The following is a 15,399-nucleotide window of genomic DNA, read 5'->3' on the forward strand; positions in this document are numbered from 1 at the left end:
CTGTGGCCATTTAGGAAGGTCATTTTTAGGAGTATAGGAAGGAAATCGGGCGGATAGGTGTATCTGCTCTTTTTTTTTGCCCGAGAATCATCCATTATTATTTAATCTAGGTGAAATACATACGGAACCCTATCACCATTAGTAGGACAGAAAGCATTTGAATAATCATTTTTCCGGGAATTCGCTGGGCTACTAAAACACCAATCTGGGATCCTATAATAACCCCCACGCCTCCCCATATGACCGTTATCCAATCAATGTTACTATAAAACATCTGTGAAACGACGCCAACTGATGAATAAAGGGTGAGCGAAAAAATGGAAGTAGCTGTTGCATAATGGGTGGAAACCTTAAAGATATAAATTAAAATGGGAACAAGCAGCCAGCCCCCACCAATCCCCAGATAACTTGATAATACGCCCATGAGAAAACCAAGCGGGAGCAGCCATGTACCCTTAAGCTGTGGATTGTCTGTGGCGGATGGTTCGGTTACATCTTCCGATACAGTACCGCCTGCTCTGCTCACTTTTCGAACAGCAAACGGGGAGTTTTTTGCAAATAAAAAGACGCCGAGTGCAACAAGTAAGCTGGCAAAGACGACATAGAAATAACTGGATGAATACATCTGAAGCAGATACACTCCCAGTAAGGAACCTGGGAAAGCACCAATCCCGAGAAGGATTCCTGTTCGATAATTAATCCTTTTTTGCTTCGCATATCCAAATACTCCTGATAAGGAGTTAATTAAAATGATGACAATGCCGGATGCTGCTGCAATGGTGGGCTCCATATGAAATAAAAGGAGCAGTGCCGGGACAAAGATAAATCCTCCTCCGGCTCCAACTATTGTTCCGTAACCGCCCGCAATGACACCAACCGCTAAAAGCAGCAAACCTGTTGTTATTTCCATGAGTGGTCCCCCCTTACCTCGATATATTAAAACTAACAGAGGATGGAGGGGGTGCATAGTTGAATTATTTTATGGGCTATCAGCAATTGTAATACCAACCATTTCGATAGGTTTATTAATTTAAAATAAATGATAAAATTTTTGTTAAGTTACGCTAAGATGGATCTAAAGCCATTTATGCCGGACGGGGGTGGGGTAGGAGCAATGAATATTGAGAGTCTAAAAATGTTTTGCACTGTGGTGGATGAAGGAAGTATCAGTAAGGCGGCCCGCTTACGATTTGTCTCGCAGCCGGCTGTTACTAGACAAATTCATCAGTTAGAAGAAGTGTATGGGATGTTATTATTTGAGCGAGTAGACGGAAAGCTACTCCTTTCTGAGGCGGGGAAGACTCTCTATCCCTATGCAAAGGAAATCATCGAATACATGAAGAGATCCGTTGAGGCCATTGATGTGCTAAGGGGATCTCAAGATACAGTCCTTCGAGTGGGGGCAAGCCTAACGATTGGTGAGTATTTATTACCGGGTTTACTTGGGAGCTTTAGTAAAAGTGATCCGGATATTAAATTTAGTTTAACCATTGGGAATACACCCACCATTTTATCTAAGCTAGATAATAACGATATTGATATTGCTTTGGTTGAAGGTGCCGTAAAAAAGGAGAACTTTATCGTCGAGAAGTTTGCTGAAGATGAGTTGATCTTAGTCGCACCTTTTCATCACAAATGGAAGGACCGAGAAAAGATTCACATTACGGAGCTGCCTGAAGAGAAAATGATTTGGCGAGAGTCAAATTCAGGTACACGTCTAATAGTAGAAGAAGCGTTCAAAGAAAAAGGGATCCTCGATCAGATAGAGAGTGCAATGGAGCTTGGAAGTATGCAATCGATTAAAAGTGCTGTCGAAGCGGACCTCGGTGTAAGCCTTCTTCCAAAGCTTACAGTTGTAAAGGAATTAACATACGGAACCTTGTGTGAGATCAAAATAGCCGATTTTCACCTAACAAGAGATTTGTGGATGGTACAAAAAGTCCATCGCTTCCAAAAAACAGGCTTACGACACTTTATTGACTTTATCCGTGGCAAGTGAAGCAGTGAAGCAGGGGACGGTTCTCCTGCTTCCAGTATTGGATCCCATATCCAAGAATATTTAGTAGAAAAGGGCCCCAATGGCACTTATTGGATCCCGCATCCAAGAACGTTTAGTAGAAAAGGGCCCCAATGGCGCTTATTGGATCCCACATCCAAGAATATTTAGTAGAAAAGGGCCCCAATGGCGCTTATTGGTTCCCGCATCCAAGAACGTTTAGTAGAAAAGGGCCCCAATGGCGCTTATTGGATCCCACATCCAAGAATATTTAGTAGAAAAGGGCCCCAATGGCGCTTATTGGATCCCGCATCCAAGAACGTTTAGTAGAAAAGAGCCCCAATGGTGCTTATTGGATCCCTTTTCCAAAGGAAGCAGGGGACGGTTCTCCTGCTTCTTCCCCGTTTCCTATTCTAGTAAGGCCTCGCAGCATTTCTTAAATTTCTTCCTACTTCCACAAATACAACTTTCATTTCTTCCGGGTAGTGGGTGACCCGCTTTTTTATACTGATTGATTTTTCGACGCTTCACACTTGTAGCCACTTCTAGCATTCGCTCGTGCGCATAACGATACAATTGTTTGTAACTTTGGCAAAAATACTCCACGACAAGCTGATTATTTTCTCCAATGCGATTTCGCGGGCAGCCGCCGTGACACAATTGCAGAAATTCACATGATTGGCATTGAGCAGGAAGGGCCGGTTTTTTTGCTAAAAATTCTTCCATTATTTCACTGTTGATGAAAGATTCTAAGGATTGATCCCTGAGATTCCCTAATTTATATTGATCGTGGATGAAAAAGTCACAAGGGTATGCATCGCCGTTTTGTTCAAAAATAATTGTTTTTGGGCAAGTCTGTTGGTGCGTACAAAGTTCGGCTTGTTGATGAAGATAGACTGCTAGAATATTATCAAAGAATCGAACGGAGATCTGAGGGTCTCCATTGTTATACCAAACATCAAAGGCCTCGCATAAGAAATCTCCATATTGTTTCGGCGTAATGAAATAGTTTCCGGGTTGAGTGATATCCTGTGATTGAAAATCCATACAGGGAATAAATTGAACATGACTAAAGCCTTCACTTTGGTAAAAGTTCATTAATTCCTTTGCTTTAAAAATATTATCTTCATGTAAAACTGTTAATATATTAAAATCAACCTTTGCTTCTTTTAAATAGTGAATACCTTGCATAATCGACGTAAAGCTTCCTTTTCCCGAGCCGGTCACTCTTCTCGCATCATTGATTTCTTCTGGCCCGTCCAAGCTGACTCCCACTAAAAAGTCATACTTTTTGAAAAACGCAGCCCATTCTTCGTTGAGTAATGTCCCATTTGTTTGAATGGCGTTACTAATCACGGTATTTTTTGGGGCATATTTCACTTGTAGTTGAACCACTCTCTCAAAGAAGTCCAAGCCAGCTAGTAAAGGTTCGCCGCCTTGCCAGGCAAAGGGGACGATTCCTTTTTTTATCGCCATATACTCCCGTATAAATTTTTCAAGTAATGCATCATCTATTCGCTCTATTTTTTCGGGTCTTCCATTACATCTGCTGTAATAACAATAGTCACAAGCAAGATTGCAGGCTTCTGAAACGGTTTTCCACATAACCCCGGCAATCCCGCGATTCACAAGCGTCCCACATGTATTCATACGTCCCAACCCCTTACATGTTGTTAATTTACTATAGTATAGAAAATGACAACATATGGATATGACCGAAATCACAACCACGTAATTGGATGGTATTTACATGAAACGCTACTATTGGAAATTAGTCTATTAAACTATGCTCAGGAACGCTATAATGCTTTGGAGAGACTCCAAAGTAATTTTTAAATGCTTTTGAAAAGGAGTAAAGGTCAGAGTATCCTAATGTAAAGGCAATCTCCGTAATATTAAATCGCTTTTCTTCCATCATTTTGGCTGCTTGCTTCATTTTACAAGCCGTAATAAACTTCTTCGGGCTAATCCCAAGTTCGCGGGAAAATTGACTCGTTAAATAGGATCGGTGTAATCCGACATATTTCGCCACATCTTCCACGGTAATTCCTTCCCCATAATGCGTTTCCATAAATTCGATGCTTTTCCTAAGCCAGTTTCCGTCGTTTGGATCTAGTTGGTTACTTGCCTTCGAGGTTTCGATTAGCTTCGAGAACAATTCATACATTTTGCTTAAACGAGCTAGTTCGGTTATCTCACTTGTTATCGATACAAAATCGACCAGCAATTTCCGTACTTCGTCATCAATAACCTTAGTAGCAACCGGAGAGAAAGGGGTCACTCCCATGCTTTGCAGAATGGCCTTTGACTGTTTTCCATCAAAGGCGATCCACACCATTTGTAATGGATTGTCCTCCAGGGTTTTATAGGTGTGAGTTTGATTGGGGAATATGCAAAAGAAATCTCCAGGCGTGATGGGAATGTTATGCTGCTCAAACGTAAACTGGCCTTCCCCCTCTAAAACGAAATGAATACTAAAGTAAGGAATTAACCGCGGCCCGATTTTGTAGTGGGGCTTGGCTAGGTTTTTTCCAGCACGGATCGGCCACAGTCCACCTGCTTTTTCAATAGGAGTAGGGGTATGGAACCAATGATCGGCATATTCGTGTGTAAACTCTTGCATTTTCAAACCTCCTTTTTGAATAGATAAAAAGGTATAAAATTTCCGACTTTGAGAATTGTCTAGCTTCAGCGCCCTAGCGGCTAGTGTCCTTCGCTCTCCGCCCTACGATAAGTCAACATCGATTCGCCTCCGGCTCATCGTGTTTCCTTTATCTCAGTTGGAGCGCTCCAGGCCATACGCCGCTGACCAGGGCGCTTCCGCTTTTCTACCTAACAAAATGACATGTAATCTTTTAACATTATAACATCAAATAACCGTTGAATTGCAGGTATATTCATATTAATCAAAAAATTTTAGAAGAGGGAGTTTTGAAAGGGTGAACAAAAAGCCAAATGTCGTTTTTATTACAACAGATCAGCAGCATTGGAATACCATCAGCGCTTTGGGAAACTCCCACATTCGTACGCCAAATTTAGATCGATTAGTTGAAAGCGGAGTGTCGTTTGAACGGGCATATGTAGCGAGTCCGGTGTGTTCGCCAAGCCGCTCCACGATTATTACGGGTGAGTATCCATCCCGGCATGGCTGCTGGAATATTGGTGTCGAGTTGAGTGAGGAGCGTCCTACGATTGGTCAATACATGAAGGATGAAGGCTATGCAACAGGATTATTTGGGAAAGCTCATTTTAAACCAGTCTTAAAAGAGGGAAGCTTCGAAGCTCCGCCGCATATTCATAACCGGGAATTTTGGAACAACTTCAAGGGACCTTATTATGGGTTTGAACATGTCGAGATGGTCCATGGACATTCAGATGAGGATTCCTCCCATGGCATGCATTATGGGGCGTGGCTGGAAGAGCAGGGAATCAATCCGAAAGATTATTTTGGACCCGGCGGCGGACACAGGGAAGGCTCATGGGACTTGCCGGAAGAATATCATTATACCCGGTGGACAGCAGATCGGACGATGGAGTTTATCGAAAAGAACGCTAACCGGGAACCATTTTTCGCATGGTGCAGCTTCCAGGACCCTCATAATGCTTTCTTGTGTCCGGAGCCTTGGAATAGTTTATATGATCCTGACAATATGCCGCCCTTTAACAGGCGTGAAGGGGAAATGAAGGATAAGCCCCTCATTCATCAATATTTGATTGAAGATAGACTGAAGGATTTAGATGTAACTGTCATGTCAGATCCCGGTCATGACACGGGAGGAATCCAATGTTTAGGAAAAACAACCTATAACATTGGCGAAGAACGGGCGAAAAAGTGGCTTGCTTCTTATTACGGGATGATTAGTTTGATCGATCACCATGTTGGCCGAATTTTGGATCAAGTAGAGCACTTGGGAATAAAAGAAAATACGGTCATTGTATTTACATCAGATCACGGGGATTATGCCGGAAACCATGGACTTTGGTTAAAGGGCCCGATTCATTATGAAGATATTGTGAGAGTGCCATTTATTGCGCAGTGGACAGGTACAATCCCTGCAGGCAAGCGGACCCAGTCACTTCTTAGTTTAGTAGATGTGGCTCCAACCATTTTAGAGATTTGCGGAGTGGAAAAGCAAGGGCATATGCAAGGAATTAGCCAATTTGAAACTTTAACATCTCCTGAGCGTTCCGTGCGTGACTGGTGTTTGGTTGAAAATCGTGCCGAACCAACTTTTTATGTGAAAACCCTTGTCCTGGATCGATATAAGCTGAATTACTATCTTGGCAGGGATGAAGGAGAACTATATGACCTAGAGAATGACCCGTATGAGTTTACCAACTTATTTAACCGGAAAGAGTATGAAGCGATTAAACTCAAGATGTTTATCAAACTAACCGAGGTATACGGAGAATTGGAAAACCTTTATCCGCCTAGACAAAGCTTTGCTTGATAACTTTAGAATTTAGAATATTTATAATTTTATATTGAATCTGGTTTATCCATAGAGTACCATGATAGTAGATAATTTCAATATGAAATTAAGTTTATCGGGCAGGAGGAAAAAGTGAGTGAAGATTATTTATCTCGATATTGATTCATTACGTCCGGATCATATGGGTTGTTATGGGTATGAACGCAATACAACACCACATTTAGACTCTATTGCAGAAAAGGGAATACGCTTTCAACATTGTTATGCCGCTTCATCTCCTTGTGTCCCATCGCGCGCCAGTTTTATGTCAGGACGATTTGGCGTAAACCATGGCGCATTAACCCATTGGGGACCAGGATATGACTTTTACTACCCAGAAGGGGATGGACATTCAAAAAAGTATCCTTTTTTCACCCGATACTTACGCGAAGCTGATTATAAAACGGTTACGTTTTCTTCCTTTGGTGATAGACATCATGCCTGGTGGTATTTCGCCGGTTGGAATGAGGTCCATACCCATACGTTGAAAGAAGGGAACGAAAACGCCGATGAAGTGATTTCAAACGTCATTCCGTGGCTTGAGCAGCATGGCAAAGAGGACAATTATTTTCTACACATACAACTTTGGGACCCACATACACTCTATACTTGTCCAGCAGAATACGTTGAAAAATGGAGAAGTGAACCAGTAAAGGATTTTCCTAGTAAGGAAACCATTGAAAAGCATCAAGCAGACAGCTTTCCCCGTTCTGCGACGTTTCTACATACAGTTGATTCCCATCCAGTCACCATGCCAAGTGCCATCAAGAATCGAAAGGATTATAAACATTTAATTGACGGCTATGACGGTGCTATTTCCTTTATGGATGAACAAATTGGGAAGCTTTTGAACAAATTAACGGACCTCGGAATGGAAGACGAAGTTTGTTTTGTCATCAGTGCAGACCATGGTGAATCCATGGGAGAGCAGGGAATTTATGGCGAGCATGCAAGTGCCACTGAAGCTGTCCATCATCTTCCACTCATAATGAAGGTTCCGGGTGTAACATCTCCAGGCACTGTCTATGACGGGTTTCTCTACAATGTGGATGTGATGGCGACCATTACGGAACTTGTAGGTCTATCCGTACCTTCGGGATGGGATGGAAGCTCCTATTTACCAGTATTAAAAGGAGAAAATCTAGATGGACGAGAGTATTTAGTGATGGACCATGCCTTATACACATGCCAACGGGCCGTTCGGGATGAACGCTGGTACTATATCCGAACCTATCATCCAGGTCTGTATCGCTTTGACGATGTCACCTTATACGATCTTGACCATGATCCATATCAAATGAAAAATGTGGCTGACGACTATCCGGAAATGGTGAAGAAAATGAATCATCGATTAGCCTTGTGGGAGCAAGAGCATCTGGGATTTCCAAGGAATATGGTGGATCCGTTACAAAAGGTGGTTGAAACGGGGCCTTGGAAATATGTCACGCTTGAACAGTGGGTGAATCATCTACGAACAGCAGGCTGGGAGGAAGCCGCAGATCAACTACTAAACAAATATAATCCTGCTGATGACGTATCATCAGCCTATGTAAAGGCAACAGCAGTCAAGTAACGTATACAAACGAGGGGGGAACAAAAGAATGCAGGGTGAAGTAAATACGGAATCAGTCATCCAGGTACAAAAAGAAAAACGAAAGCCGTTTTGGAAACGTGTCGATCATAGACTCATGGTATTTTTATCTTTAGTGGTAGGAATCCTTGTGTGGACGCTTTTATCTACGATTCCATCGGTTAATGCGATCTTAACGAATCCGATTACGATTGCCAAAACATTTGTTACAGAACTATCGAATAAGAATCTGATCACGGATATCGTTGCCAGTATCTACCGTGTGTTAGGCGGGTTTTTGTTAGGACTTTTGGTAGCGATTCCATTTGCCTTTTTAATGGGATGGTATGACATTTTCCGCTCTTTGTTTGAACCATGGATTCAATTTTTCAGAACGATTCCACCGATTGCGTTAATTCCGCTCGTTATTGTGGCATTGGGTGTGGGAGAAAGTGCAAAAATCGCTGTTATATTTGTCGCAACCTTCTTGGTTATGGTTGTTTCCATCTATCAAGGTGTTCGGAATGTAGACCCTACTCTTATTAAAGCAGCCAGGGTATTGGGGGCTACGGATAAGGATATCTTTTTGGAAGTCGTTGTTCCTGCATCCTTTCCATATATTCTGGTGGGGGTTCGATTAGGATTAGCATCGGCGTGGACAACGCTAGTGGCAGCAGAACTTACAGGTGCGTCCAAGGGGCTTGGGAATATGATCATGGAAGCGGGGCTTTTCTTCCGGATGGACCTCGTCATCTTGGGGATTATCTTAATTGGCTTAATTGGATTTATCATGGATAAAGGTGTTCTATGGCTAGAGAAAAAATTAGCTGGCTGGCAAGAGGTGAGCAAATGATGACAACAGGAAAAAGTGACGCAAAGATTAAGGTAAAAGGGCTCTCAAAGATCTACCAGGGTAGAAATGGAGATGTCATTGCCCTTAATAATGTAGATCTCGAGATTAAACAAAATGAATTTGTTTGTATCGTAGGGCCGAGCGGCTGTGGAAAAAGTACGTTGTTAAATATCATTGCCGGATTGGAGAAAAAAACGTCCGGATCTGTATTAGCCGATGATAAAGAAATTGAAGGACCAGGAGAAGGGCGTGGAGTGGTGTTTCAACAGTACGCACTTTTTCCCTGGAAGACCGTTCTTAAAAATGTGGAGTTCGGCTTAAAGTTAAAAGGCATTGATGCTGTCACACGCAGAAAACATGCCATGGAGTATTTAGAATTAGTCGGTTTAAAGGATTTTGCCCATTCCTACCCTAAGGAATTATCTGGAGGGATGAAACAGAGGGTAGCGATTGCCCGCGCCTTTGCGGCTGAGCCGGAAGTGCTGTTAATGGATGAGCCCTTCGGTGCACTTGATGCCCAAACTCGTGCCCAGCTTCAGGAGGAACTTCTCAATATTTGGGAGAACAAGAAGAAAACCTGTTTCTTTATCACCCATGATGTCGAAGAAGCTGTTTTGTTAGCGCAAAGAGTGGTTATCATGAGTGCCCGTCCTGGAAGAATTAAAGAAGTGATTGATGTGGATATTCCTTATCCACGGACACAAGAAACAAAACTAGCGTCAAGGTTTGTTGAAATCAAGAACGAAATATGGTCGAAAGTGTACCAAGAGTACTTAGCAGTAAAAAAATAGATTACTAGGGGGAAATGAAAAAGATGAGAAAAAACAAATCATTAGTCTTTATGTTTCTTTTAGCCATGATTCTGCTAATTAGTGCTTGTTCTTCATCAACATCAAGTGAAAGCAATTCTTCAGGAGAAAAGAAGTCGGGTGAAAAGAAAGAAACGCCAACCATTAATATTGCCTACATGCCCGATGTACATGGGGCAACGCCACTTGTAATTGCTGAGAAAAAGGGCTATTTCAAGGATGCTGGTATTAAAGCAAACCTTGTTAAGTTTAACAGTGGTCCCCCGGAATTCCAGGCAATGGTCGCCGGTGATATCGACATTGCTTACATTGGACCAGGTGCAACCTTCTTAGCTGCCCAAGGTCAGGGAAATATCATTGCCGTAGATAGCTTAAATACGGGTGATATGTTACTGGCGTCGAAAAAGTCAGGTGTAAAGGATGTAAAAGACCTGGTAGGAAAAACGGTTGGCGTACCAAAAGGTACCTCTGGTGAAATGGTTCTGAACTTAGCGCTTGAAGCAGCAAAGGTAGATCCAAGCAAAGTAAACATTGTCAACATGGAAGTGGCGGGTGCGGTTTCAGCCTTTATTGCCAATCAAGTCGACGCTGTAGCGATTTGGTCCCCATTTACAGCTGAAATTGAAAAGCAAGTTGGTGCGGATAATTTCGTAAAGTTAGCTGACAACACTGATTTCTTCCCAGAGTATGTATTCCCTCAGAGCTGGGTCGTCAGCCCAAGATATTTGAAGGAACATAAAGAAGAGGTAGAAAAATTCCTACAAGCATGGACAAAAGCCAATGATTATCGTAAAGACCATATTGATGAAGCCGTTACATTAACGGCGGAGTTCACGGGGATCGATGAAGCAACCTTGGCCTCGCAGGTTAAAACAACAGAGTTTTTAAGCTCTGAAGAAATTAAGGGGAAATTTGAAGATGGAACGGCAGTTAAATGGTTTGAAAATCTTCAAAAACTATTTGTCCAAAATGGTAAGATGAAAGAAATAGTAGATGGAGAGAAATTCATCAGCCCTGAACCGTTTTATGAGGCATTAAAGAAGTAATCATTGTTGGTTCATCATTGACACAAGAAAAAGGGGGGAATTCCTCCCTTTCTTACTTTAAAGGGTGTTGGAGTATGAAAATAATCGAATTATTAAATGATTATCAAATGAATAGGTTGATCAATTTTATCCGCGAACAGGGACCTATTTCTCGAGTAGAGCTATCCAAACGATTAGGAATTTCGCAACCAACTGTTACAAGGATGGTTGAAAAGGGGATCCAGGAGCAATTGGTGATCGAGAATGGATTGGGTGATTCCTCGGGAGGAAGACGTCCCGTCCTCCTAAGTATCAATAGTACCTGCTGTTACTCGATTGGGATAGAAATTGGCCGTTCCGCTGTTAAGATGGCTATTACGGATTTAAGTGGTAATATGATCACTTATCAACTAAAAGAAACCAACAATAAGGGAAATATGACCGACATTATTTCTTTTATTAAGGAACGTGTTGAGAAGATGATCGTTGAAGAGGAAATAGACCGTTCTAAACTTTTGGGCGTAGGAATAGGGATACCCGGTCCAATAAATGAATCACAGGAAGGACTTGTCACGATTCCTAATTTCTACGATATCCATAAAGTTCCTTTACGAAGGATGTTGCAACAGGCATTTACGATACCAGTTACCATAGATGTCAATGCCAATGTGGCGGCATTAGCTGAGAAGTGGTTTGGAAAAGGGAGAAGATCCAATCATTTTGTTTATGTCATGGCAGATGCCGGCATCGGTAGCGGAATAATTGTAAATGGAGAGCTTCATCGGGGAAATCACCGGGAATCCGGTTTAATCGGCCATTCAACAGTTGACCTGTTTGGAGAGCGTTGTTCGTGCGGCAACTATGGTTGTCTTGAAACCTTAGTATCAACGACAAAAATCATCAAGAACGTGTACAGCCAATTAGAGGTGAATCCACAAGAAAAACAGCTTTTCTTTGAAAATAGCGAGAACGTAACGTTTGAGGACATTGTTTTTTCTTTACAGAGTGGATCTTCCGTCACGCAACAAGTAGTGGAAGAAGCAGGACGATTTCTCGGAATTGGGGTTGCTAATGTGATCAGCTTTTTCGACCCCGAAATGATTGTCATTGGAGGACGTTTGATGCTGCTAGGTGACCTATTCTTAGATGCTTTACGGAACGAGGTCCAAGCACGAGTAGTCGGAAGCGGTGGAAAAAACACCCCCATTATGGTATCGGACTTATCTGATGGAGTGGTACTCGGTGCTGCTGCATTGGTCATTAATGAAGCCTTCTCTATTGAAAAGGCACATCAATTGGTATAGGCATTCGCAGTTATCTATCATGTAACCAGCTAGGGGGGACTTCGGTGGAATCAATTAAAAAAAGTTGTTGCGCTATGAGTAGACAGCCGGATTTACAGATTCATATGGAATCCACTTCGATTGCAATCAAAAATGAAAATGCCCCCACTAAGGAAGGGATGATTTTTCTTAGTGGCGGTAAGACATTAATGGGTTCAAACGATAAGGAAACATTTTCAGAAGATGGAGAAGGCCCTGTGAGAGAGGTTGAGCTCGCCCCATTTTTCATTGATGCATGTACCGTTACAAATGGGGAATTTAGTGATTTTATTGGAGACACAGGCTATAAAACAGATGCTGAAAAATATGGCTGGTCTTTTGTTTTTTATCAATTTTTACACCCTGAGAATAAGAATGTGAGACAATCTGTTCCCGGCACACCTTGGTGGCTGGTAGTTGAAGGTGCTGCTTGGAATCAGCCCGAGGGCACGGGTTCAACCATTGAAAATCGTTTGGACCATCCAGTTGTCCATGTTTCATGGAATGATGCGATGGCCTATTGCAAGTGGGCAGGGAAGAGGCTGCCTACTGAAGCGGAATGGGAATATGCGGCAAGAGGAGGCCTCGTCCAAAAGAGATACCCTTGGGGAGATAGACTCCATCCAGATGGAAAACATGTCTGTAATATCTGGCAGGGAACGTTTCCGCAAACCAATCATGGCAAGGATGGATATCTCGGAACGGCCCCCTCGAAATCATTCCCGCCCAATCAATATGGTCTTTATAATATGTCCGGCAATGTTTGGGAATGGTGTTCAGACTGGTTTAGTGCTTCCTATCATATAGAAGGAACTAAGAAAAATCCCCAAGGCCCGCCAAATGGAAGGGATAAACTCATAAAAGGCGGCTCCTACCTTTGCCACAAATCCTATTGCAATCGATACCGAGTATCAGCACGCAGTGCCGTCAGTCCAGACACCTCAAGTGGCCATATGGGATTCCGATGTGTGATGTGAAGCAGTGATGCAGGGGACGGTTCTCATGCTTCTTTTTCTTTATCACTCGAAACCCTAAAATATTTATGAAAAGACTAATATTAAGAAGACTAATGGCAAATAATTACCTATATGAACGAAAAATACTCTTAAGGTAATAGAGGTATATATTTGTTATTAGGGGTGGGCTAGCATGGCATTTACTGAAGGAATTGAACAATCTAAAGAAGGTACCCAACTTTTTATCGAAGCAAACAAGATCATGTCTGAAGCTGTTGTTGATCACTTTCTTTTTACCTGGCAATGGTGGTTCGGAATTGGGTTATTTATTGTTCCTTGGATTATTTGGCTCCTCTTTAGAAAAAAGGAAATCACCGGAAGGCTACTTCTTGGAGGCCTGATAACGATTATTTTATCGTTAATGATTGACCTTATTGCCATTTCATTAGGATTATGGCGTTATCCGGTAAAGTTTATCCCTGTTGGCCCTATTTTCTTACTTCCCTATCATCTTTCGCTAGTCCCAGTGGCCGTTATGTTTACCATACAAATTAAGCCCAAGGCGAATTTGTTCGTAAAGGGAGTTATAATTTCAGCCATTTCTGCTTTTGGAGGCATGAAGTTTTTTGTCTGGATTCATTTTTATGAACCGAAAAATTGGTTATCCATTTATGACTTTTGCATTTATATGTTTTTATTTTACGTTGCTTATTGGTTTACGAAGATCGATGGGTTCCAATCGATATCTAAACAATAATGGAAGCGTGGCAGTAATTGTAAGTAATGAATGTTGAGAAACCCAAATTTTTGAGGGTTTCTCTATTTTTTTGTCAGACACATTAGGAGTGTGGTGTTAGTAAGCTTTTCCTTTTGCGAAAAACCAGACACAAAATAAACGCGAAATATAAAACGATAGACAAATTGTAGCCCAAGAAATATACCATTCCCAGTGTACGTATTTGATGAGTTCTGTATATTTTTCGGCAATGACTTCAAAGACCGTCAAGAGAGAACTAAATCCGACATAATAGCAAAATTGAATAAGGCCACTCCGATCATTGGGATACCTTACATTAAAGAGGGCGCAAACAACTGGAAAAGCAAGATATTCAAACGTGAAGCTCGTCCGATTAATCGAAGCAAATAGTCGAACAGGATATTCAAGCAGCCCCCACTCCACGACTACTAAACCAATAAAAAACGTAATTACCTGTTTGAATAAGAAAGCGACAACGGCAAGTCGGATTTTATCTTTTGGTATGAAGAAAAGAATTCCTGCCGCTGAAGCGTACACCGCCAGCAAGACCCACCAATCAATTCTCATTAGCCTTCTCCCGCTCTGCTTGAAATAAGGATTTGTCTTTAAAGAACCAATTACAGCAAACCTGACTCACGTAAAAAAGAAACACCATGTATATCCACATCCCATACCACGTCAATGTTTCATATTCTAATAAATCGGTATATCTCTCGAGAACAATATCAAACAACGTGATCACAGTGACCCAGACAAAAAAATAGGTCATTCTAGTTCCTATCCTGCCTGTTACCTTCCTATGAACGTATAATATGGAAAACAATACGGGATAAAAAAAATAATTGATGGTTAGGGGGAGATCTGTCGCTTTTGGAAACTCCCGTACAGGCGCACGTAACAAACCAAATGTAAAAGAAGGCATATCGCAGAGCCAGACGATTGCTTGAAACATTAAATATGCCAAGAATCCCTTACGCCGATCATTGCTTGGAATAAACAGAATCCAGGCAATAATGCCGAACAACCACATTGCTACCAGGATCAAATACTCCATCCGCATAATTCAAAACTCCTTTTTTATTCTTAGTAAAAAGTATCTTCTATTTTCACGATTTGTATTCAATGATACAGGTGAAGCAGGGGACGGTTCTCTTGTCTCATTTTCATTTCACTCCATGACGGTGCGAGTGCAGAGAGTCTTTCCCTAGCCTTTTAGGTGAGAAACGTAGTGGATGGAGAGCGTGCCGCTCATTTATGCAGAAAGAAAGATTTTCTCTTTTAAAAAAAACGTAAAAAAGGTGTTGACCATCCACTAATATTACTGTAATATAGAACAAGTCGTCACCGAGGCGACAAAGTATTATAAAAAAGTTATTGACATTCAGTTGATAATTTAGTAAGATAATAAAGTCGCTTACGAGCGACGAGAACATTTGTTCTTTGAAAACTAAACAAACAAAAACGTCAACAAACAATATTAATCGTGTTTCTTCTATTAAATAGAAGAGCATGAGCCAACGTAACAAATGAGCTAATCAACTTTCTTGGAGAGTTTGATCCTGGCTCAGGACGAACGCTGGCGGCGTGCCTAATACATGCAAGTCGAGCGGATCTTTGGGAGCTTGCTCCCATTGGTTAG

The 15,399-nt window shown here is 41.8% G+C and carries 14 protein-coding genes and 1 rRNA gene; 10 read left to right on the forward strand and 5 right to left on the reverse strand.

Features of this window, described 5'->3' with window-relative positions; all coding sequences use genetic code 11:
• Positions 1–106: 106 nt before the first annotated feature.
• Positions 107–910, reverse strand: a complete 804-nt coding sequence (locus G6554_RS19785) for a sulfite exporter TauE/SafE family protein (protein WP_166245007.1) — start codon at positions 908–910, stop codon at positions 107–109.
• Positions 911–1,114: 204 nt separating this feature from the next.
• Between G6554_RS19785 and G6554_RS19790 the strand changes: the two genes are divergently transcribed.
• Complete coding sequence (locus G6554_RS19790) at positions 1,115–1,999, forward strand: LysR family transcriptional regulator (RefSeq protein WP_166245009.1); 885 nt, start codon at positions 1,115–1,117, stop codon at positions 1,997–1,999.
• A 405-nt stretch (positions 2,000–2,404) separates the two neighbouring features.
• On the opposite strand, the gene G6554_RS19795 is transcribed toward G6554_RS19790, so the two are convergent.
• Both G6554_RS19795 and G6554_RS19800 read right to left on the reverse strand, forming a co-directional pair.
• Positions 2,405–3,646, reverse strand: a complete 1,242-nt coding sequence (locus tag G6554_RS19795; protein ID WP_166245011.1) for an anaerobic sulfatase maturase — start codon at positions 3,644–3,646, stop codon at positions 2,405–2,407.
• A 121-nt stretch (positions 3,647–3,767) separates the two neighbouring features.
• The gene (locus G6554_RS19800; RefSeq protein WP_166245013.1) at positions 3,768–4,619 is read right to left on the reverse strand and encodes an AraC family transcriptional regulator; all 852 of its coding nucleotides are present in this window, start codon (positions 4,617–4,619) and stop codon (positions 3,768–3,770) included.
• A gap of 316 nt (positions 4,620–4,935) precedes the next feature.
• Here G6554_RS19800 and G6554_RS19805 point away from each other — a divergent pair, with 316 nt between their 5' ends.
• The 8 genes from G6554_RS19805 to G6554_RS19840 all read left to right on the forward strand — a co-directional run bounded on the left by G6554_RS19805 (position 4,936) and on the right by G6554_RS19840 (position 13,760).
• The gene (locus G6554_RS19805) at positions 4,936–6,447 is read left to right on the forward strand and encodes a sulfatase-like hydrolase/transferase (protein WP_166245015.1); all 1,512 of its coding nucleotides are present in this window, start codon (positions 4,936–4,938) and stop codon (positions 6,445–6,447) included.
• Positions 6,448–6,565: 118 nt separating this feature from the next.
• Positions 6,566–8,041 carry a sulfatase-like hydrolase/transferase gene (locus tag G6554_RS19810; protein WP_166245017.1) on the forward strand — a complete coding sequence of 492 codons (1,476 nt, stop codon included), beginning with the start codon at positions 6,566–6,568 and terminating at the stop codon, positions 8,039–8,041.
• Positions 8,042–8,069: 28 nt separating this feature from the next.
• The gene (locus G6554_RS19815) at positions 8,070–8,891 is read left to right on the forward strand and encodes an ABC transporter permease (RefSeq protein WP_207342978.1); all 822 of its coding nucleotides are present in this window, start codon (positions 8,070–8,072) and stop codon (positions 8,889–8,891) included.
• Complete coding sequence (locus tag G6554_RS19820) at positions 8,846–9,682, forward strand: ABC transporter ATP-binding protein (protein ID WP_481747926.1); 837 nt, start codon at positions 8,846–8,848, stop codon at positions 9,680–9,682. Before G6554_RS19815 ends, G6554_RS19820 begins: the two co-directional genes overlap by 46 nt.
• 23 nt (positions 9,683–9,705) lie before the next feature.
• Positions 9,706–10,746, forward strand: coding sequence for an ABC transporter substrate-binding protein (locus tag G6554_RS19825; RefSeq protein WP_166245019.1), 1,041 nt, complete (start codon positions 9,706–9,708; stop codon positions 10,744–10,746).
• Positions 10,747–10,820: 74 nt separating this feature from the next.
• Positions 10,821–12,029: an ROK family transcriptional regulator gene (locus G6554_RS19830; RefSeq protein WP_166245021.1), complete on the forward strand. Its 1,209-nt coding sequence runs from the start codon at positions 10,821–10,823 to the stop codon at positions 12,027–12,029.
• Positions 12,030–12,073: 44 nt separating this feature from the next.
• Positions 12,074–13,024 carry a formylglycine-generating enzyme family protein gene (locus G6554_RS19835; protein ID WP_481747927.1) on the forward strand — a complete coding sequence of 317 codons (951 nt, stop codon included), beginning with the start codon at positions 12,074–12,076 and terminating at the stop codon, positions 13,022–13,024.
• Positions 13,025–13,196: 172 nt separating this feature from the next.
• Positions 13,197–13,760, forward strand: coding sequence for a CBO0543 family protein (locus G6554_RS19840; RefSeq protein ID WP_166245023.1), 564 nt, complete (start codon positions 13,197–13,199; stop codon positions 13,758–13,760).
• A 96-nt stretch (positions 13,761–13,856) separates the two neighbouring features.
• Here the strand turns inward: G6554_RS19840 and G6554_RS19845 are convergent, their stop codons facing one another.
• Positions 13,857–14,327 carry a CBO0543 family protein gene (locus tag G6554_RS19845; RefSeq protein WP_166245025.1) on the reverse strand — a complete coding sequence of 157 codons (471 nt, stop codon included), beginning with the start codon at positions 14,325–14,327 and terminating at the stop codon, positions 13,857–13,859.
• The gene (locus G6554_RS19850) at positions 14,317–14,820 is read right to left on the reverse strand and encodes a CBO0543 family protein (RefSeq protein WP_166245027.1); all 504 of its coding nucleotides are present in this window, start codon (positions 14,818–14,820) and stop codon (positions 14,317–14,319) included. The genes G6554_RS19845 and G6554_RS19850 overlap by 11 nt, the downstream gene beginning before the upstream one ends.
• 481 nt (positions 14,821–15,301) lie before the next feature.
• On the opposite strand from G6554_RS19850, the gene G6554_RS19855 reads away from it, so the two are divergent.
• A 16S ribosomal RNA gene (locus tag G6554_RS19855) occupies positions 15,302–15,399 on the forward strand; the annotation flags it as partial.

Source organism: Bacillus sp. MM2020_4 (genome assembly GCF_011250555.1).
Taxonomy (GTDB): Bacteria; Bacillota; Bacilli; order Bacillales; family Cytobacillaceae; genus Neobacillus.

What these genes read in the sequence shown, in the direction of transcription:
- G6554_RS19785 (WP_166245007.1), bottom strand. Translation starts at nt 910, where the DNA reads ATGGAAATAACAACAGGTTTGCTGCTTTTAGCGGTTGGTGTCATTGCG.
- G6554_RS19790 (WP_166245009.1), top strand. Translation starts at nt 1,115, where the DNA reads ATGAATATTGAGAGTCTAAAAATGTTTTGCACTGTGGTGGATGAAGGA.
- G6554_RS19795 (WP_166245011.1), bottom strand. Translation starts at nt 3,646, where the DNA reads ATGAATACATGTGGGACGCTTGTGAATCGCGGGATTGCCGGGGTTATG.
- G6554_RS19800 (WP_166245013.1), bottom strand. Translation starts at nt 4,619, where the DNA reads ATGCAAGAGTTTACACACGAATATGCCGATCATTGGTTCCATACCCCT.
- G6554_RS19815 (WP_207342978.1), top strand. Translation starts at nt 8,070, where the DNA reads ATGCAGGGTGAAGTAAATACGGAATCAGTCATCCAGGTACAAAAAGAA.
- G6554_RS19820 (WP_481747926.1), top strand. Translation starts at nt 8,846, where the DNA reads ATGGCTAGAGAAAAAATTAGCTGGCTGGCAAGAGGTGAGCAAATGATG.
- G6554_RS19825 (WP_166245019.1), top strand. Translation starts at nt 9,706, where the DNA reads ATGAGAAAAAACAAATCATTAGTCTTTATGTTTCTTTTAGCCATGATT.
- G6554_RS19830 (WP_166245021.1), top strand. Translation starts at nt 10,821, where the DNA reads ATGAAAATAATCGAATTATTAAATGATTATCAAATGAATAGGTTGATC.
- G6554_RS19840 (WP_166245023.1), top strand. Translation starts at nt 13,197, where the DNA reads ATGGCATTTACTGAAGGAATTGAACAATCTAAAGAAGGTACCCAACTT.
- G6554_RS19845 (WP_166245025.1), bottom strand. Translation starts at nt 14,327, where the DNA reads ATGAGAATTGATTGGTGGGTCTTGCTGGCGGTGTACGCTTCAGCGGCA.
- G6554_RS19850 (WP_166245027.1), bottom strand. Translation starts at nt 14,820, where the DNA reads ATGCGGATGGAGTATTTGATCCTGGTAGCAATGTGGTTGTTCGGCATT.